The organism is Melghirimyces algeriensis, assembly GCF_900182565.1.
Taxonomy (GTDB): domain Bacteria; phylum Bacillota; class Bacilli; order Thermoactinomycetales; family DSM-45169; genus Melghirimyces; species Melghirimyces algeriensis.
Genome location: NZ_FXTI01000015.1, coordinates 27,718 through 45,687, shown reverse-complemented (window position 1 = coordinate 45,687; position 17,970 = coordinate 27,718). Strand labels below are relative to the sequence as shown.

The window sequence follows — 17,970 nt, the reverse complement described above, 5'->3', positions numbered from 1 at the left end:
GAAAACTTGCTTAAAGGGCATACGGCTTTGCTATCCCTGGAGATGATAGAAACGATACTTTACTCTGGGTGTCCAGGCATGAGAATCCCGGTAATCCCAGTATCGATGGCGACTGCTGACGGTATGGGCATTGACCAGAGGCATACCCATCGGGTCAAAGGCCGTAACGATTGTGTTATGTTGCCAACGTCCATCTCCATCCCAGTCATAACAAATGATATCTCCCAGTTGCAGATCTTGCGGAGAATCCACCCTTTGAGCCTTCATAATGCCTCCTGAAGCCAAATAGTTTTGCAAACTGTGTGCCACAGCCCAACTGTAACTCCAATTCTCCCTGCTGCCTCGATACCACCATCCCCAATCCCGACGGGGAGCGAAGTCCATTGAAATTCCACCCGCATGGATACATTGAGAGATATAGTTGGTACAGTCATCCTCAAATTTCCCGTACCGCGGATTGAAACCGTTCCACCATGCTTCTGCATACTGCACTGCCTTGGTTCGATTGTAGTGGTTTTTAGAAATATCCCCTTCTTCTGGTGGCTGATAATACGTCCATACCTGTCCGCTGTCCAACTCCATTCCTTCTGCCAGATGACATTCAGAAATGGACCATCCATCTTTGCTGTCCATCAGTCGTATTTGATAACCATTCACCTCTTCCTGTTCCAGTAGCTGCGTAGACATCCGATAAAGAAAACGTTGATAAACCGCCACTTCCATGTCTATATCTTCTTTGCACATTTTCTCCCGAAGGACCCGAACCCGCGTCTCCCCTTTGATCGGCTTGATGTTGCGCTCCTGCTGTTGCTCCCGGTTGCGGACCCATCGATCCCACTCTGTTTTAGCCCAATCCGTATCTTTGTTGTGTACCCAATCGAAGAGGCGGTCAGGTTCCCCCTCCACCCATAACTGGTTTTGCCCGCGGAACCAGGCGATCACGGGCTGCCTCCACGAACGTTTTTCCATAGGCACCGTCCCTTCGAACCAATCTCTTCCCCATCATATGATAGATAGGTCGGAGTCTATGCGCATGAAATCCGTGAAATAACCGAAACTTACTGACCTAGGATCTTTTTTCATAAAAAAACCCGCTGAACAGCGGGTGAAATCTCTACGAAGCTGTATCTTTCTCCATCCCTTGCTGCAAAAGGTACATTTTGTGGTAGAGGCCCTTTCGGGAGAGAAGTTCCTGATGGGTTCCCCGCTCCACAATTTCCCCTTGATGAAGCACCAGAATCAGATCTGCATCCTGTACCGTGGACAGACGGTGGGCAATCGCTATGGTGGTGCGCCCTTTCCGCATTTTGGACAAGGATTTCTGTATATTCTCTTCCGTCTCCGTATCTACACTTGCCGTTGCTTCATCCAACACTAAAATTTTGGGATTTAGCGCCATGGTTCGGGCAAAAGAGAGAAGTTGCCGCTGACCGCTGGAAAAGGTAGCTCCTCTCTCCCCAATCGGTTCTTGATAACCTTGAGGCAGTTGGTCAATAAACGGGTCTGCTTGCACAAACTTCGCTGTTTCCTTGACATCCTCTTCTGTCAGATCCGGATTGTGCAGTCGGATATTTTCCTCCACCGTCCCTGTAAACAGAAAGGGGTCCTGGAGCACCAATCCCACCTTCTTCCGCAACTCTTGATCGCCAAATTTCTGCAGTGGCACTCCATCAATGGTGATTTCTCCCTGTTTCAATGGATAAAACCGCATCAATAAATTGATGATCGACGTTTTCCCACTCCCGGTATGACCGACAAGAGCCACGGTTTGACCCGGTTCAGCAGTAAAAGAAATATCTTTCAACACATCCGTCCGGCCATCATAGGAAAAGGTGACATGGTTGAAAACAATACGTCCCTCCGTAATTTCGGGGGTCTCGCTACCTTCTTTGGCAGGCGCCAACTCCTCTTCATCCAATAATTCAAACACACGCGACGCTGAAACGAGCGACTGCTGAAGAAAGGATAATTGTTGCATCATCTGGTTCACCGGTTCAAACAGACGGTCCAAGAGATTGATAAATGCGTACAACACCCCGATCGAGAACGCACTGTCCTCTATTTTTACCCCAAAAAACCCAAGAACGGCCATAATCGTCAATACATAGAGCAAATCAATGGCAGGACGAAGTAACATCCCGTTTAAGTGCACGGTTTTTAGATTCGCTCTGTAATGTTCCCCATTGGTTTTTTCAAACTCCTGCTGTAAGCGCTTTTCCTGTCGAAAGGCCTGAATCACATTCATTCCCTGAATGGCCTCAGACAGCTTGGCATTTAATTCACTCAGTTTCCGACGAACCTCTTGATACGCCCGGTGGCTGAGACGGCGATAGGCAAGCATCAAGCCATAGATGAGCGGAAGGAGGAACAAACAATAAGCAGCCAACTCCACATCCAAAAGAAAAAGCGAAACAAAAATCCCCAGAATGAGGACAATATTTTGCACAAATGTGGACAGTACACTGACAAACAGCTCTTTTACTGCCTCGGTATCATTTGTGATCCGGGAAACCAATCCCCCTCCCGGCATTCGGTCAAAAAAGGAAAGTCCCAAGTGTTGCACTTTTCCAAATACATCCAATCGCAATTGCTGAATCACCCGAAGAGCAATTCGGTGAAAACTGAACTGCTGAAAATACTGCATCACCACGTTGATGATGAGAAGGCCGAAATATCCCCCTCCCAACCAAACCAACGGCTGAACCGGAAAGGTAGCCGGGGTCAGGTAGTCATCGATAAACACTTTTACCAAAAGTGGACCCGCCACATCCGCTCCAGTCGCCAGCAGAAGGAGAAGAAATGCCCAAAACAGCGCTTTACGATGAGGTTGAAGATAGCCGAGCAACCGCTTCATTACCATCAGCCACCCCTCCTTTTTCGATCAGAGATTTTAATTGTTGCTGGTGATGCATTCTGGCATACCAATCTTCGTTATTTAATAACTGTTGATGCGTTCCCCGCTCACGAACTGTTCCGTCTTTCAATACAAGAATCTCATCCGCATGTTCGACACCGGATAAGCGATGGGCAGCGATCAACGTGGTTTTTCCCGCTCGTTCCTCTCTCAAGGCCTTTAAGATCAGTTCCTCCGTTTTCGCATCCACTGCGGACAGGGAGTCGTCCAATATCAGAATTTCCGGATCAAGAAGAAGCGCTCTAGCAATCGAAATCCGTTGTTTTTGTCCTCCGGATAGGGTGACCCCCTTTTCTCCTACAACGGTATCGTACCCATCTTTAAAACGGAGAATATCCTCATGAACCTGAACCAGGCGTGTGACACGCTCAATCTCCTCTTGTGTGGCATTCGGTTTTCCAAAGGCAATATTTTCACGGATGGTGGCAGAAAAAAGGAAATGATCCTGGGGAACATATCCGATTTTCGCCCGCAATGCGGAAAGCGTATACCCTTCTACAGGGATGCCGCCAATGGAAACCGATCCATTTGTCGCCTCATATTCCCGGAGCAAAAGTCGAAAGAGGGTCGTCTTGCCACTGCCGGTTTTTCCAACCAGACCCAACGTCCCCCCTTGTGAAACCGTCGCCTGAATCGCTTCAAGGGCGGGTCGTACTGCACCCGGATAGGTAAATTGATCAATATCAAACTGAATCGCACCCGTTGCAGGATGTTGGACAGCTCCCTTTCTGTCGGCAATGTCCGGCTTTACATTTAAAAGGGATCGGATGCGATCATTGGAAGCCCGCCCCCGTTGCACAACATTGGTTAAAAATCCAAAAGCCAACATCGGCCAGATTAATTGTCCCAGGTATATGGTAAACTGCGTCAACTGACCAATCGTCATTTCCCCACCGATCACATAACCCGCTCCAAAAGCGACCGCCAAAAAGAAGGATACACCGACGATCAAGGAGATGGTGGGGCCAAACAACGCATCGACCCGAGCCACTGCAATATTTTTTTCCACAACACCCTGGGAAAGCTGATCAAACGATTGTTTTTCTGCTTCTTCCTGTCCAAACGCTTTCACGACACGAATCCCTGAAATGTTTTCCTGCGCTTTGTCATTAATTTTGGAAAATGCAGCTTGCGCTTTCAAAAACCGCTCATGCATCATATTTCCGTAACGACTGATCGCATAAGCCATAAAAGGCATGGGGATCAGTGCGATCAGCGTAAGCTTCCAACTGATAAAAATCGCCATACTCAGGATGACAAGCCCTCCGAGTACCAGTGAATCCACAAGGGTGAGGACACCCTCCGCCGCCGTCACCCGAACGGCTTGCACATCATTGGTGGCATGAGCCATCAGATCCCCTGTTCGACGCACATTGAAAAAGCGGGGCGACATACGGGTATAATGCATATACAGATCTCCCCGCAACTGCTTCCCCAATCGAAAAGCCGCACCAAACAAAAGAATCCTCCATATGTAACGCAAAATATACATCGCTATACCGGCTGCACCCATCAGACTTAACCATTGAAGAAGAAAGGCGGGAGTCACGTTTCCCTGTTCAATCCCATCCACGACGAGACGAACAACATAAGGCGGAAAGATATCCAACAATGCAACCACGATTAAAAGCGCCACACCCAAGATATAACGACTCTTCTCTTGTTTAAAAAACCACCCAAGATCCCGAAAAATACGCATCTTTCGTCCCCTTCTCACCATTATGAAGATAAAAAAAACGCCCGGATTATCTCCGAAACGATATGGTATATTTAAAAAATATTTTGGTTTTTATATTATATCACAGCAACAGCTGGGCAAAAAAGAACATTTACACGCAAAACCAGACAGGGCAGATTCATGATCTGCCCTGTCTGTAGACGACGTTCACTTCATCACTTATAGGTAATATGCGGTTTAAAAGAACGAAACATCGCTTCCACCTTCACACGGGCTTCCAGAGGAACTCGATGCTTGCGCATGGCTGCATTTACATGCTTGATGGCGCGTTCATAATGATCAAATGTAATCTGCAATCCCTCGTGCGTTTCCCGTAGAATGTGATCCTTGTACGTGTGAGTCGTGCGACCAAGCATATGATTGGTAAAATAGCGAATTTGCCGTTTCCGTAGCTCGTCCGTGTCCACTTTTTCAAAATAAGGAGCCAACTCTTCATCACTTGTTAACCGGTCATAGTAATCATTTAATATTGCAGCAATCCCCTGATCTCCACCCAGCATATAATAGATCTCTGACAAAAGAGGTCCCTCCAAAACTCATCTTAATTACCGAGATATGAAAAAATAGAACAGATATCAGTACATTTGCCAGTCATATTAGTTAAGGGTAAGGGAAATGGATGTGATTGGCAAGTGTATTACAAAATGGACACGAAAAAGACATATATTTTCGCAATTGTTTTCGCCAATAAAAAACCAACCCCAGGAAAAGTCCCCTTCCCCAGAGTTGATTGACTTTCATCTATAAAGTAAAAAACAATTGCACCAATAAATTTTTAACGGGAAAGTGCACCTTCCAGAACAAGCAGTTGTTCTTTAATCTCCAACCCCCCACCGTATCCAACAAGGGAACCGTTGGAGCCTACTACTCGATGACAAGGAACAATAATGGATACAGGATTTCGGTTATTGGCGCCACCAACAGCACGAACCGCTTTGGGCGCTCCGATCGCCTGGGCCACATCTTTGTAGGAGTGCACTTCTCCATATGGAATGTTCTGCAGCTGTTTCCAAACCAATTTTTGGAATGATGTGCCATGAAGATCAAGGGACACATCAAAATGCTTTCGCTTCTTATTAAAATATTCCTCCATCTGCTGAACAACGGGTTGAAGCTCCGCATCATTTCGTTCCACCTGGACCGAACCGATCCATTCTTTGGCCCAGCGCTCCAGCATCATGGGAGCCTGCTCCCCATTCATAAAATCGAGACGACAGAGTCCTTTCCCTGTCATGGCAAATGTAATCGAACCAATCGGGCTGTCCATTTCACTCCATACGAGGACGCGTGAACCTGAGACCATCTCCTCAAGCCTCCCTGTACGTTCTGTGATTGGCTGTCTCCTGTATACCGCATTCATGCAAAGCCTTCTCAATTTCCACCATCACTTGCTCATTTGACTCTTTCTCTTTGACACGATAAAGGGCTTCTTCCGCTTCCGATCCGCCGATTCGTCCCAAAGCCCATGCCGCCGTTCCTCTGATCACGGGGCGAGGGTCGTTTTCCAACAGATGAATTAAATCGGGTACGGCCGTCCGGTCACGATAGCGTCCCAGAGCAATGATGGCATTTCGTTGGATGGGTTTTTTCCCTCTCCACGAACCGGCCATCTTCCCAAACCGCTGCCGGAACTCCCGATTGCTCATTCGAAGCAGTGGCTTCAGGAGAGGTTTTACCTGATCTGGGTCCGGATGAAACTCCTCATGTTGTGTAAAGTTTTTCTTTCGATTATATGGGCAGACTGCCTGGCAGGTTTCGTATCCGTAAAGATAACCTCCCAATTTATTGCGATATTCTTCAGCAAGCATTCCTTTCGTCTGTGTCAGATAAGCAAGACAAGCTTGGGAATTGAGCTGTCCCGGAGCAACCAAAGCTCCTGTCGGGCATGCATCCAAACACGCGGTGCACTCCCCACAGGATTGCGTTAACGGTTGGTCCGGCGGCAAGTAAACATCTGTAATCATTTCTCCCAAATAGACCCATGAGCCAAATTCCGGTGTAATGATCGATGTATTTTTACCGCTCCACCCAATTCCGGCCCGTTCGGCAACCGCCCGGTCGGAAAGAGCCCCAGTATCCACCATGATTTCCACTTTTGCATCAGGAACCAGCTCTAACAATTTCACTTTCAACCCTTCCAGTTTCCTTTTCAGCACCCGGTGATAATCCTCACCCCAGGATGCCCGACAAAACACCCCCCTGTATGCACCAGGCTTGGAATCGGGTGGGTTTTCCAGACGGGTAGGATAGGCAAGGGCGATGGCAATAATGGAACGGGCATTGGGAAGTGTTTTTCGGGGATCGGTTCGTTTTTCCAAATCCGGTTCCTCAAAGCCGGACTCATACCCGGCTTTCCGATGGTCTTTTAATCGTTCCTTCAATTCTGTGAAGGGATCCGCAGAAGCAAAGCCGATTTTATCAATATTTAGTCGCTTCGCTTCTTCCTGGAGTGTTTTCTTGATATCCCCCGGTCCCACTTGCCATCCCCTCCTTTCATATTGAAATGGACTTTGTACTATCATATCATGGATCTTTCATAAATGCCCTGTTAACCATCCAGAAGGTTATTGCTATTTTATAGAGAAAACGTGGTGAGCAGTACCAAGGATTTCTTGTCGTTCAATCCTTTGGAACCGCTCCGCGGGCCAATTCATCACAACGATTGTTCAGCTCCACATCACTGTGTCCTTTCACTTTGACAAACTCCACATCATGTCTACGAACTTCCTTTAATAACAATTGCCACAAATCCTTGTTTTCAACGGGGGCTTTACGGCTATTCACCCATCCTCTTTTCTCCCAGTTCTCATACCACTTCTGCTTGAAGCAGTTCACCATATAGGCACTATCTGTATGCAATTTCACCCGACAAGGTTCTTTCAGTCTCTTTAAGGCTTCAATTGCAGCAGTCAATTCCATTCGATTGTTGGTTGTCTTTCTTTCTCCGCCTGTGATCTCTTTATGGTGATCCCCGTATATTAAAACGGCACCCCAGCCTCCTGGACCGGGATTCCCTGAGCAGGCACCATCCGTGTATATGGTAACTTCTTTCACATCCGTTTCCTCCTCATTGAACTTTTAAGGTACGCAACCGGTTAATGGCAGCAGCCACTTCCTCTTTGCGCGGCAAGGCCAAATCGCCAGGGTGCTGTCCTTGAAAGGGTGAAATCACATCCAGATCCTTTTTCTCTATCGTTTGGTAAACGTCTTCAATCAGTTCACGCAAGCTCTTCTGTCCATTCGCTTTTTTCCCGATCAAACGCATGATCTCCGCAATCGCACGAGTCTGACTGACGTCCACCAACTGTTCTACCCCCGATAAATCAACCGTTTCCGTTCCAAATTGAATGGAGTGAAGTCCCTTGGCGTCTACCTTTTCTTTTTTTCCTTTTCTTGGATCAAACCCATTGGCTAAAATGCTCCGAGGTGTTACATCCCCAAACGCTTCTCCCCCTTCACGAACTCGGTTATTACTTTGAGCTTGTGCCACTTCCTTTGCGCGCTGGGTCACTTCATATGGAAGATATTCATCCATCATAATCACCGTGTCCGCCACATCAAAGTAGTCTCCGGACCCTCCCAATACCAGGATGCTGGAAGTTCCCATGTTTTCATATAACTGTCTCACTTTATCGATAAATGGTGTAATCGGTTCTTTCCCCTTCGCCACCAACTTTTGCATCCGACCATCCCGGATCATAAAATTGGTAGCACTTGTGTCTTCATCAATCAACAAACAGGAAGCCCCCATCTCCAGACTTTCCATAATATTGGTTGCTTGAGAAGTACTGCCACTGGCATCCTCAGTGGAAAAGCGAATCGTATCCCGCCCGAAAGGCAGATTATTGATAAAGGGAGAAATGTTTACCTTTTCCACTCGTCGACCGTCTTCCGCCCGAACCTTGACCGCATCGGTATCCGTAATCACATACTCCCGTCCATCTCCGGCAATATGATCGTATACCCCCCGCTCCAGGGCGTTTAAAAGGGTGCTTTTTCCATGATAACCACCTCCGACAATCAGGGTGATACCATCTCGAATCACCATTCCTCTGATGGGAGGTCCGTGTGGTACTTCCACAACGTCTTCCAACGATTGCGGCGCTTGAAATTTCACCACATGATTTCCCTGCAACGGCTGATCACTCACCCCGCTTTTTCGGGGCAGAACCGATCCGTTGGCTACAAAAGCGATCCATCCGTTTTTCTTGAGATACTGACGGATTCCCTGCTGGTTATCCACCAGCTTCATTCGCTCCTCTACCCCTTTGGGATCAATAGACTCGGCAGGAATGGCTTCATCCACAAGCCGGACCAGATAATCGCACAACATGTCCTCAGCTTTTCGGCCAAGCACCCGCCGTCCTTGGGCAGGTAGCCCCACCGTAACCCGTACTTCCACATATTCCTTTGTCACAACGACAGCTGTCCGATTCAGAATCTCCTGGCCCGGCTGGTCCACACGGATCAATCCGCTTTTCCCTGTTCCCTTTACCCGAAAAGAATAGCGATTTGCCTTTTTCGTCCAAACACGGGCTATCCAATCTTCCAATGCCACTTTTCTGTGCGGCGTGTCATACCATTTGCTTCGATATTTGGCCTCACTTTGTGGCATCCGTACCCGAACGCGGGAAGGTGCAGCAAAAGGATCTCCCTGTACGTAGTCAATAAAAAGCTGAAACCGGGGAAAATGATACTCCCCCTGTAGATCCTTATACGCTTTATACCCCTTACCATCGATTCGAGACAAGGTTTGTTGCAGCCGTTTCATTTCCTTTACCTCCATTCTGACTAAAAAACTTTCATTGAGCACTAATCTACCACAAATTTCCGGTAGGCATCCCGAATCGCCTGAAAATCTTCCCATGCCGCACGCTTTCCTTCGGGATTGCGAAGAAGATAGGCAGGATGAAAGGTGGGCATCATCCAGACCCCTTTCCGTTCAATCCAGCGACCCCGAACTCTTGTAATTCGAGCTTGGGGATCAATCAGGGCGCGGGTGGGGGCTGAACCGAGAGCTACAATCAGTTTGGGCCGGATGGCCACAAATTGTTCCCGCAGTATGGTAATACATGTCCCCATTTCTTCTTCCGTCGGGGTCCGGTTTCCCGGAGGACGACACTTTACAATATTGGTAATAAAAATCTTTTCACGGGGTATTTCCGCGGCTTCTAACATCCGGTCCAACAATTGACCAGCCCGTCCAACAAATGGTCGACCCTTTCGATCTTCATCGGCTCCAGGACCTTCTCCGACAAACATCAGGGGAGAATCAGGGTTCCCTTCCCCCAGCACAATCCGAGTTCGCCTTTGATGAAGCGGACAACGGGTGCAACCCCGATAGCGCCTATGTATGGATTCCAGATCCATTCCCGTCTCTCCCCCATCCTGTTTTTAATGATCCGTCTACTTTCATCGGAATCACCTTCAGTAAAAATCAATCATTTTCTTTTTTTCCGTTAGGTGATATAATATTTTGATAACCTTTAAGTGTCAATTGTTGCACACGATTTTAACATATGGTTTATAGGATCTTCATACGATTTCGATATGCTTGTTATGTGAAAGACAAAAGGAGTGATCCGTTTTGTCCATTTTGCAATATCCGATGCTGGTCTCTGATATTGATGGAACCTTGGTCAACCGAACAAAAAAAATCCCTGCCGAAAACAAACAAACCCTGTTTACCTTTCGCCGTCAGGGTGGGCTTTTCACTTTGGCAACAGGCCGAAGCTATCCTGAGGCCAAACGATTTATCAAAGAGATGGATGTACAACTCCCTGTCATCCTATGTAATGGCGGAATCCTCTTTGATCCTGCTACAAACGTGTTAAAACCGACAGCCACCATTGACCGAATAATTGTTCTGGACACCCTGGCAGATTTGGAAAAGCTGACAGGTATCCTGGATATTTTTGTTTACACCCTGGATAAAGTGTACGGAAAAGACATCAGCCCTTTGTCTCAGTCAGCGATTGAAGAAGGGGAATTCCCGCTGGAATTGATCCAAAGCTTTCACCGCCTTCCAAAAACCCCTTGGATCAAGATTGTAATCGTAGCAAAAGAGGATGCAGCTCCCCACTTGCAACATTGGGCACAGAACATGGATTATCCGTTGGAACTTGTACAGTCTTCACAATACTATTATGAGCTGCTGCCATTGAATGTGTCCAAAGGGAATGCCGTCCGCAAACTGGCAGAGCGTTATGACCTGGATGTTGGGCAATGCGCTGCGATCGGCGATCATCTGAACGATCTATCCATGATTCAAGTGACTGGAGCCTCGGCCGCTGTGGCCAATGCACACCCTACACTGATGCAGGCCGCCCAGCAGATTGTCCCCAGCAATGATGAAGCAGGTGTTGCTCATTTTATCCGCAATCACCTCCTGTCCACTGTTTCCTATGTCCAAGGATCGTAAAAGCAAACCCGGTGTAGCCATTCTTCATGATACACCGGGTTTTTCTCACTTTTAAGGCTACACTTTGCACAGGAAAGATGCTCGTATTCATGCTAAGACAAAAAACATACAAGGACAAGGGGGATTTCTCTGAAAAAGCATTTGCGACACTACGGTTTTTCAGTGGGAAGGCTTCCTTCCGGCTCCCAAAACTGCATCACGGATGTAACCGGGGTTCGGGTGGGTCACATCACCCTGAAAGAAGCAGATCAAGGCGTTTGCACAGGAGTTACCGCTATTCTTCCTCATGACAAAAATCCTTTTTTGGAAAAAACAACGGCTGTCTCCCACGTGATCAATGGTTTTAGCAAAACCACAGGGTTGATACAGGTGGATGAACTGGGTGTTTTGGAATCTCCCATCCTTTTGACCAATACCTTCGGAGTTCCAGCAGTAACGGAGGGAGCCCTCCAGTGGTTAATGGAAAAAAAACCCGAAATCGGGGATACGGATAGCACTGTCAATATCGTCACCGCAGAGTGTAACGATGGCTGGCTCAACGACCTGCGCGGGCTTCACCTGCATCCTGACCATGCCATCCAGGCTATTCAACAAGCCGAAAAGAATCAGCTTTCAGAAGAGGGAGCGATTGGTGCAGGGGCTGGGATGATCTCCTATGGTTGGAAAGGAGGAATCGGAACCGCTTCCCGCCGATTGCAACGGAATGATCTGGTTGGATACATTGAAGCCATGGTACTGACCAACTTTGGAAAGCCTGAAGAACTCACTATTCTTGGGGTACCCATGAACCATCTCAAAAAGAAGCCCACCCAGCCGTCCAGGGATGGATCAGTCATTGTGATCCTCGCAACCGACCTCCCTTTCAGTTCCCGACAATTGAAGCGGCTGGCCAAACGGACACCCTTCGGTCTGGCTCGGACGGGGTCGATGGCTCACCACGGAAGCGGAGAAATCGTCATCGCTTTCAGCAATGCAGAACGGAAACCCCACCGTCCAACAGCCTCCGTCTTATCTTCCAAACAGATCGCCGAAGATGGTCCCTTGATGACAGAATGCTTTCAGGCCGTTGTGGAAGCTACAGAAGAAGCGGTGTATAACTCTCTCTTCGCAGCGGAAACCACCTTTGGCCGCAATGGCCGGTACATTGAAGCGCTTCCGCATCACCAAGTGATCCAGCGATTGAAGCAAGCGAAGGATCGCCTATAATCCTCTGGATACAGCACACAGACAAATGGAAAGCGACTCATACTATGAATCAATGTTATCAAAAGATACTGCTTCCCCCATCCGTCTTTCAAAACAGGTTAAATAAACGCCCGGAGCTACTTCTTTATCTCCAGTGGCACGAAAGCCAAAGCGTCGATACAGATTCTTGGCCGGGGTATTGGTTGATCCTGTACTTAACACCGCTTTCTCCATCCTGGATTCCTGCTTCAGCAAATAATCAAGCAAACGGCTGGCCACCCCTTTCCGAAAATAGGTGGGATGAACCGCCAATCGATGAAGATCCAGAATGGATCCGTCCTTTTTATATGAAACAAAACCGGCTAACTGTTCATCGAAAAAGGTTCCCAAAAAGGTTTCATTGGATTGCATAATCCCTTCCACGGTATCGTGCAGGGGAGGAATGTCCTGAAAACCCATGATCTCAGCTTCCACTTGATAGGAAGGAATCTGAACATCCAGTATGTTTTGGGCAACTGTTCGATCACTTACCTGAAGGGTTTTGATCATTTCTTTCTACTCCTATACAAAAAGTCATTTATTCACGGAATGGACTGAAGCAGTTTTTCTGTACTTAACACGGTGGCAAATTCATTGTGATAGCAAGATAGAGATGGTGAACAGTCTCCGCATCGAGATCCTTCCCGTTATGATCCTTCATTCCAAATGCCACTGTCACATCTGAAAGTACATATGTATGTGCTATAACCCAGATTCCCGCTCATTCCAAAAAGCTGGCCATTACTACCTTATCGATTACCTTTTTTCTTATCCTGAGAACGGGAGATGATGCCTGTAGCAATGGCAACACCAATTCCTATTCCAATCCCCATCGCAACATTATCCAATACAACGATTCCGATCCCTGCTCCAATGGCAATCAAAAGTGCGAATCTTGTAATAAAATGATCCATAATTCTCCCCTTTCTTTTTCATTTATATGGGAAAAGCTGAATAACACAATAATATCATATTTAGATATTATTTGATCATTCCCTTAGGTTTCTGGAAATGGAATAGACAAGTGTATCTCCTTCCGGTAATGAAACCGTTTTTTCGTAAGCAAGCCCTGCCTTTTTCGCGACGAAGATCGAAGCAGGATGGTTGGGATTGATTAATGAAATCAACTTGTGATACTTCAACTCAAATAATCCGTAATCTTTAAATGTGATCGCCGCTTCTTTAGCAAGTCCCTTTCCCCAGTAGTCAGGAAGGAGCCAGTATCCGATTTCAATCTCCTGTTGACCGTCCACTTTTTGCTCTATCAAACCGGCATGTCCAATCAATTGGTTATTCGCTTTCAATACCATTGCAAACAAACCGAGTCCATCTCTGTATCCGGGTAACAGCCTGTTTTCCATACTCCTTCGTGATTCTTCAATTGTTTTTGTCTTTCCTTTACCGATGTAACGTACAACCTCTGGGTTCCCCCACAAAGAAGCGTAAAAGTCAAGGTCGTCTAAGGTATAGGGTCGAAATAAAAGTCTGTTACTTTCAATCACTACATATCCCCCTCCATAAAGAAACAAAAAGACAGACCCAAAGGCCTGTCTTCTGTAACATCTGGTCGGGGTGACAGGATTTGAACCTGCGACCCCCTGCTCCCAAAGCAGGTGCTCTGCCAAGCTGAGCCACACCCCGATATTGTGCGGTATTCCTGCAACCCAAATGCGAGCAATTCGGTCAAGCACTTAGTCGAGATCAGTACCGCAAGATCTATTGTATCTCATCTCCTTGACGGAATCAAGCAGAAATTTATTTTTTAGTTAAGAAGAGGTTCGAGAAACAAAAAAGACTGTGGTGTAAACACCAGCAGTCTCAAACTGATAGATCCATTTCAAGTGCCAATCTTCCCCCGTTTTTGAGCCCATTGTGCAATCGATGCAAAAGTGATACTAAAAAAGAGACAGGAGAAGCCAAACCATGTCAGGATCTGTGCTGGTGATGACGGGTCGGGAACATGTTCCATCATCCGCGTCCAAATCGCACCGATCAGCTCTATCATAGCACCGATTGCAGCAACGATCAGAAACTTGCGACAAACCCCTTTTGCAACGCGGAGCGCCCGCCAAGCACCAACAATTCCTCCCAATATACCGACCGATGTCATCCAGTGAAACGGACTGTTTGCCCATATGTTAGAGCCAGTTATTCCGATCAATTGCAAAACGAAGAACATCCAGAGAAAGATCACACCCTGCTCCCTCCCGTAATCAGGAAGATTGCCAACGAAATTTCCATTTGGCTACCACCAATGCTATGACTAATAAAACAGTGATCAATATGAGGGAATCCGTGTGTTTTCCGATCGCGTCTCCCATCCAAAGGGCACTGGTGACATCGACTACATGGGATAGCGGAACATAATCAGTTACAACCTGCAACCACTTTGGAAATTCTCCTCGGGGAATCGCCGCTCCCGAAGTAAAAAACAAGACAAAAAACACTGCCATCCCTGCCGTCTGAGCCGTTCGAACTGTGGAAGCCAACCCTCCAATAGCAAACCCGACAGCATAAAGCATCGCCATGCTAAAAAGAAGGAATCCACTGACAATCAAAACGTTACCGCCAAATTTCAAGTCAAAAACCAATTCCGCGACCGCCAGAATAAGTACAGCGGAAATGAGGAACATGAAAATCTGCACCAACACTTGAACAACCAAAAACGCAAACTTCGGAACCGGTGTTACCTGATACTGCTTCAAAACCCCCCTTTCACGATAATCCGCCAGCGTGATAGGAATCGACACCAACCCAAGATTAGCGATCACCATGGCAAACAATGAAGCCATATAGGTATCGATAAACCGATATTCTTTGCTGATCGGCATATCACCGTATACCGAACCGAACAACAGCAATAAAATTACGGGAAACAGCAATGTAAAAAACATTGCAAAGGGCTCTCGCAAAAACAACTTGATCTCTGCTTTAAACATGCGTTGAATCGGTTTTATCACCATCAGGTCTCCTTCCGATAAGCTCTTCCCGTCATCAAGAGATACAAGTCTTCCAAATTTGCTTTACGGGCTTCAATCTGATCCGCGGTTACCCCTTCTTTCCCTAATTTGCTGGTGATCATTGGAAGGAAATCTTTTCCGGACCCATACAGCAAAAAATGGCCATCCACTTTTTCCACTTGGCCCACCTGGGGAAAGGTTTTTAGCTTTTTTTCATCGAGGTTGGGACACTCCGCAATTTTTATGCAGGAACCCATCTGATGCTCAGCCAGCAGTTTTTTGGGTTCTCCCATTGCAATCACTCGTCCCTCATCGATCATACACAAGGTATCCCCGTGTTCTTCAGCCTCATTCATATAATGGGTGGTTAAAAAAATCGTCGTCCCCTGTCGCTTCAACTCTTCAAGCAATTTCCAAATGTTATACCGCGCTTGCGGGTCGAGTCCACTGGTTGGTTCATCTAAAATGACTAACTTCGGGCGGCCCAAAAGAGCTAATACCATCAACAAACGGCGCTTCTGTCCTCCAGATAATTTCCCGTAAAAATCATTTTCTTTCCCTTCCAACCCACACCGCTCAATCAGCTGGGAATACGGGGCAGGATCAGAATAAAAGCTGGAGAAAACCTCCAAGGTTTCGTATACTTTTTGTCTCGGATGTAGATTATTCTCCTGAAGTTGCACTCCGACATGTTGAAATATTTTCTCCCGGTTATTCCGAGGATCCATTCCCAGAAGCCGGACACTTCCTCGATCCGGTTTCCGCAAACCTTCCATACATTCCACGGCTGTAGTTTTGCCCGCACCATTCGGTCCAACGAGAACAAATATTTCCCCTTTTTTGACTGTGAAACTGATATCATCCACCGCCACGTGATCTTCGTAGGCTTTGTGAAGGTGTTGGACTTCCACAGCCAACTCTTGCCATTCGGTATGTTCTCTATTTTCCTCTGAGGAAGAGGCTGAGGTGTTTACCGATTGCATTTCGTTTCACCTGCTTTCCTGCTTGATCTGCGCGATCACGGCTTTTTTGATCTCCTCCCGTTCACCCGGCGCCCCCTGACTATTACTGTTTTTTCCGGTGACAAGAGGGCACGTATCTCCTCTTCTGGATCCTTTTCCAGCAACAGCAGATCTGCCGATGCACCAGGCTTTACTCGACCGATATTCGGTTTGGCTAGGAAATCGGCAACACGGGAAGTGGCTGATGCCAATACCGCGTTGACGGGGATTCCGCTGAGCACCCACTGTTGCATCTCCTGCATCATGGAAAACCCCGGAGCCAGCGATTACGTGGGACTATCGGAACCAATGGCCAATTTCACACCCTTCTCGTGAAGCAATTGCAACATATCCCTCATCCGAAGCAATCCTTCTTCCACTTCTTTCTGCTCTGCTTTATCCAAACTGGCCACCGGCATATACCGTTTTAAAAACGTTTTTCCAACGGCATATCTAAAAGGGTTGCGCATGTTTTTCAAGTGGCGGTGATACGGCATAACAGCCGACATGTAGTCCAGATAGGGATCATTGATCGCTTCATCCAAATTGGCCCTTCGTCGAGCAGCCAATAAAGCAGGACAGACGGTCACCTTCTGTTCCACTAAACGTTCCACCCATTCATTGATCTTGGAGGAAGAGAGATCCACATGCGCCCACAGCCGTGCACGGTCTGCCGGAGTCATTTCGTCCCAATCCTGTTCCGGCATCCACTCCGGTTCCAGAAAATAGGCCAATCCTTCCAGACTGCAAACACCTAACCGACAAGCCTCCGCCACCGTTGTCGTTCTAGGGTGGGCCGATACTTTCAAACCATATTGACCAGCGGTTTCCACAATGGCCGCCAATGCACTGGGATTCACCCGTTGATACGCCCGGATAAAATCCACTCCTTCGGCTGCAAGACGGGTCACTTGCTTCTGAGTCTCTGTTTCGTTTCGCACCAGACGGGAAAAAGCCCAGGTGAACGGTAAATCATCCAGTAAAGGCCCACATCCGAAAATATGAAGGCCTCTTTCGTTTTCCTCTCTCTCCTGCAAATATTGAAGTGCCTCCAACGTATTCCCAGTATCCCGAACCCCCGTTACTCCCGCATACAACAATAAGCGGGAAAACATAGAGATGAAGGAAGTATCTTGGCTAAAGTATATCATGATCGTATTAGCAACCTATCGCTTACGCACTTAATCGTATTCGACAAAATCACCGAGTTTCTCCGCAAACCCTTTCTGCGCATTAAAACAACACACCTCGCAAATGGAAAAACCATCACTCAAAAAGAAGCCACATCCCCGTTTGGTTATCTACTGAATTGCTATTGGTGCGCTGGAATTTGAGTGCTATCCTCATCGGTTTGCTGTATCTTCTCATTCCTGCAATCGGTGTTCCGTTGATCTTTATTCTATCGATTGCTGGTGCTCAAGCGATTTTGGAAACCTTTGTCGGAGTGGCGGCCAAAAAGAAGGATAAGTAACCGTAAAACATACATCCATCCTTTCACCTATAACGGATATCCCAGTGATGATGTGATTTTAATCACATCATCACTTTAAAAAATAAGGTACCCTAAGTTTAGCAATAACGATAATCATTCTCATGATGGAAACTGGAGGTGGTAACCGCGATGGATGCCCACAAAACTGTAAAAAAACGTAACCATCCTGTTCCAATTCCAGCTGAATAGCCTCAAACTTCCATAGGATTTCGTCTAATAC

The 17,970-nt window shown here is 47.1% G+C and carries 19 protein-coding genes, 1 tRNA gene and 1 pseudogene; 3 read left to right on the top strand and 18 right to left on the bottom strand.

What is annotated here, in order from left to right:
- Positions 1-30: 30 nt before the first annotated feature.
- From FN782_RS15570 to FN782_RS15530, 9 genes are all read right to left on the bottom strand, one after another.
- A complete protein-coding gene (locus tag FN782_RS15570) occupies positions 31-969 on the bottom strand; it encodes an amidase domain-containing protein (protein ID WP_142506723.1) in 939 nt (312 codons plus the stop codon).
- A 145-nt stretch (positions 970-1,114) separates the two neighbouring features.
- Positions 1,115-2,860, bottom strand: a complete 1,746-nt coding sequence (locus FN782_RS15565; RefSeq protein WP_142506722.1) for an ABC transporter ATP-binding protein — start codon at positions 2,858-2,860, stop codon at positions 1,115-1,117.
- On the bottom strand, positions 2,817-4,613 hold the full coding sequence (locus tag FN782_RS15560) for an ABC transporter transmembrane domain-containing protein (protein WP_142506721.1): 1,797 nt from the start codon (positions 4,611-4,613) through the stop codon (positions 2,817-2,819). Before FN782_RS15560 ends, FN782_RS15565 begins: the two co-directional genes overlap by 44 nt.
- Positions 4,614-4,807: 194 nt before the next feature.
- Positions 4,808-5,170 carry a group I truncated hemoglobin gene (locus FN782_RS15555; protein WP_142506720.1) on the bottom strand — a complete coding sequence of 121 codons (363 nt, stop codon included), beginning with the start codon at positions 5,168-5,170 and terminating at the stop codon, positions 4,808-4,810.
- 257 nt (positions 5,171-5,427) lie between these two features.
- On the bottom strand, positions 5,428-5,955 hold the full coding sequence (locus FN782_RS15550) for a methylated-DNA--[protein]-cysteine S-methyltransferase (protein WP_142506719.1): 528 nt from the start codon (positions 5,953-5,955) through the stop codon (positions 5,428-5,430).
- A 4-nt stretch (positions 5,956-5,959) separates the two neighbouring features.
- On the bottom strand, positions 5,960-7,174 hold the full coding sequence (gene queG, locus FN782_RS15545) for a tRNA epoxyqueuosine(34) reductase QueG (protein ID WP_142506718.1): 1,215 nt from the start codon (positions 7,172-7,174) through the stop codon (positions 5,960-5,962).
- A 97-nt stretch (positions 7,175-7,271) separates the two neighbouring features.
- Positions 7,272-7,706, bottom strand: coding sequence for a ribonuclease HI (gene rnhA / locus FN782_RS15540; RefSeq protein WP_142506717.1), 435 nt, complete (start codon positions 7,704-7,706; stop codon positions 7,272-7,274).
- A 13-nt stretch (positions 7,707-7,719) separates the two neighbouring features.
- On the bottom strand, positions 7,720-9,423 hold the full coding sequence (locus FN782_RS15535) for an ABC-ATPase domain-containing protein (protein ID WP_142506716.1): 1,704 nt from the start codon (positions 9,421-9,423) through the stop codon (positions 7,720-7,722).
- 41 nt (positions 9,424-9,464) lie between these two features.
- The gene (locus tag FN782_RS15530) at positions 9,465-10,022 is read right to left on the bottom strand and encodes a uracil-DNA glycosylase (RefSeq protein ID WP_142506715.1); all 558 of its coding nucleotides are present in this window, start codon (positions 10,020-10,022) and stop codon (positions 9,465-9,467) included.
- A gap of 217 nt (positions 10,023-10,239) precedes the next feature.
- Here FN782_RS15530 and FN782_RS15525 point away from each other — a divergent pair, with 217 nt between their 5' ends.
- On the top strand, positions 10,240-11,073 hold the full coding sequence (locus tag FN782_RS15525; RefSeq protein WP_142506714.1) for an HAD family hydrolase: 834 nt from the start codon (positions 10,240-10,242) through the stop codon (positions 11,071-11,073).
- A gap of 141 nt (positions 11,074-11,214) precedes the next feature.
- On the top strand, positions 11,215-12,279 hold the full coding sequence (locus FN782_RS15520; protein ID WP_246064991.1) for a DmpA family aminopeptidase: 1,065 nt from the start codon (positions 11,215-11,217) through the stop codon (positions 12,277-12,279).
- Positions 12,280-12,321: 42 nt separating this feature from the next.
- On the opposite strand, the gene FN782_RS15515 is transcribed toward FN782_RS15520, so the two are convergent.
- The 9 genes from FN782_RS15515 to FN782_RS15480 all read right to left on the bottom strand — a co-directional run bounded on the left by FN782_RS15515 (position 12,322) and on the right by FN782_RS15480 (position 17,409).
- Positions 12,322-12,807 carry a GNAT family N-acetyltransferase gene (locus tag FN782_RS15515; RefSeq protein ID WP_142506712.1) on the bottom strand — a complete coding sequence of 162 codons (486 nt, stop codon included), beginning with the start codon at positions 12,805-12,807 and terminating at the stop codon, positions 12,322-12,324.
- 239 nt (positions 12,808-13,046) lie between these two features.
- Positions 13,047-13,211 carry a hypothetical protein gene (locus FN782_RS17020; RefSeq protein WP_185956370.1) on the bottom strand — a complete coding sequence of 55 codons (165 nt, stop codon included), beginning with the start codon at positions 13,209-13,211 and terminating at the stop codon, positions 13,047-13,049.
- Positions 13,212-13,286: 75 nt separating this feature from the next.
- Positions 13,287-13,799 carry a GNAT family N-acetyltransferase gene (locus tag FN782_RS15510; protein ID WP_185956369.1) on the bottom strand — a complete coding sequence of 171 codons (513 nt, stop codon included), beginning with the start codon at positions 13,797-13,799 and terminating at the stop codon, positions 13,287-13,289.
- Positions 13,800-13,861: 62 nt separating this feature from the next.
- Positions 13,862-13,938, bottom strand: a tRNA-Pro gene (locus tag FN782_RS15505).
- A gap of 196 nt (positions 13,939-14,134) precedes the next feature.
- Positions 14,135-14,491 carry a hypothetical protein gene (locus FN782_RS15500; protein WP_142506711.1) on the bottom strand — a complete coding sequence of 119 codons (357 nt, stop codon included), beginning with the start codon at positions 14,489-14,491 and terminating at the stop codon, positions 14,135-14,137.
- Between the two features lie 19 nt (positions 14,492-14,510).
- Positions 14,511-15,257 (bottom strand): ABC transporter permease, encoded by a 747-nt coding sequence (locus tag FN782_RS15495; protein ID WP_185956368.1) that lies wholly within the window; start codon positions 15,255-15,257, stop codon positions 14,511-14,513.
- 2 nt (positions 15,258-15,259) lie between these two features.
- A complete protein-coding gene (locus tag FN782_RS15490; protein ID WP_142506709.1) occupies positions 15,260-16,240 on the bottom strand; it encodes an ABC transporter ATP-binding protein in 981 nt (326 codons plus the stop codon).
- 35 nt (positions 16,241-16,275) lie between these two features.
- A complete protein-coding gene (locus FN782_RS15485) occupies positions 16,276-16,521 on the bottom strand; it encodes an amidohydrolase family protein (protein ID WP_185956367.1) in 246 nt (81 codons plus the stop codon).
- A 24-nt stretch (positions 16,522-16,545) separates the two neighbouring features.
- The gene (locus tag FN782_RS15480; protein ID WP_185956372.1) at positions 16,546-17,409 is read right to left on the bottom strand and encodes an amidohydrolase family protein; all 864 of its coding nucleotides are present in this window, start codon (positions 17,407-17,409) and stop codon (positions 16,546-16,548) included.
- Here FN782_RS15480 and FN782_RS15475 point away from each other — a divergent pair.
- Positions 17,378-17,729, top strand: a pseudogene (locus tag FN782_RS15475) (DUF1360 domain-containing protein). The gene FN782_RS15480 and the pseudogene FN782_RS15475 overlap by 32 nt on opposite strands.
- The last annotated feature ends 241 nt before the right edge of the window (positions 17,730-17,970 follow it).

Bases quoted from the DNA above. Each gene is read 5' to 3' on its own strand.
- FN782_RS15550 (WP_142506719.1), bottom strand. From the start codon at position 5,955: ATGGTCTCAGGTTCACGCGTCCTCGTATGGAGTGAAATGGACAGCCCG.
- FN782_RS15530 (WP_142506715.1), bottom strand. From the start codon at position 10,022: ATGGATCTGGAATCCATACATAGGCGCTATCGGGGTTGCACCCGTTGT.
- FN782_RS15560 (WP_142506721.1), bottom strand. From the start codon at position 4,613: ATGCGTATTTTTCGGGATCTTGGGTGGTTTTTTAAACAAGAGAAGAGT.
- FN782_RS15535 (WP_142506716.1), bottom strand. From the start codon at position 9,423: ATGAAACGGCTGCAACAAACCTTGTCTCGAATCGATGGTAAGGGGTAT.
- FN782_RS15480 (WP_185956372.1), bottom strand. From the start codon at position 17,409: ATGATATACTTTAGCCAAGATACTTCCTTCATCTCTATGTTTTCCCGC.
- FN782_RS15570 (WP_142506723.1), bottom strand. From the start codon at position 969: ATGGAAAAACGTTCGTGGAGGCAGCCCGTGATCGCCTGGTTCCGCGGG.
- FN782_RS15490 (WP_142506709.1), bottom strand. From the start codon at position 16,240: ATGCAATCGGTAAACACCTCAGCCTCTTCCTCAGAGGAAAATAGAGAA.
- FN782_RS17020 (WP_185956370.1), bottom strand. From the start codon at position 13,211: ATGGATCATTTTATTACAAGATTCGCACTTTTGATTGCCATTGGAGCA.
- queG (WP_142506718.1), bottom strand. From the start codon at position 7,174: ATGATAGTACAAAGTCCATTTCAATATGAAAGGAGGGGATGGCAAGTG.
- FN782_RS15565 (WP_142506722.1), bottom strand. From the start codon at position 2,860: ATGGTAATGAAGCGGTTGCTCGGCTATCTTCAACCTCATCGTAAAGCG.
- FN782_RS15515 (WP_142506712.1), bottom strand. From the start codon at position 12,807: ATGATCAAAACCCTTCAGGTAAGTGATCGAACAGTTGCCCAAAACATA.
- FN782_RS15485 (WP_185956367.1), bottom strand. From the start codon at position 16,521: ATGCAGGAGATGCAACAGTGGGTGCTCAGCGGAATCCCCGTCAACGCG.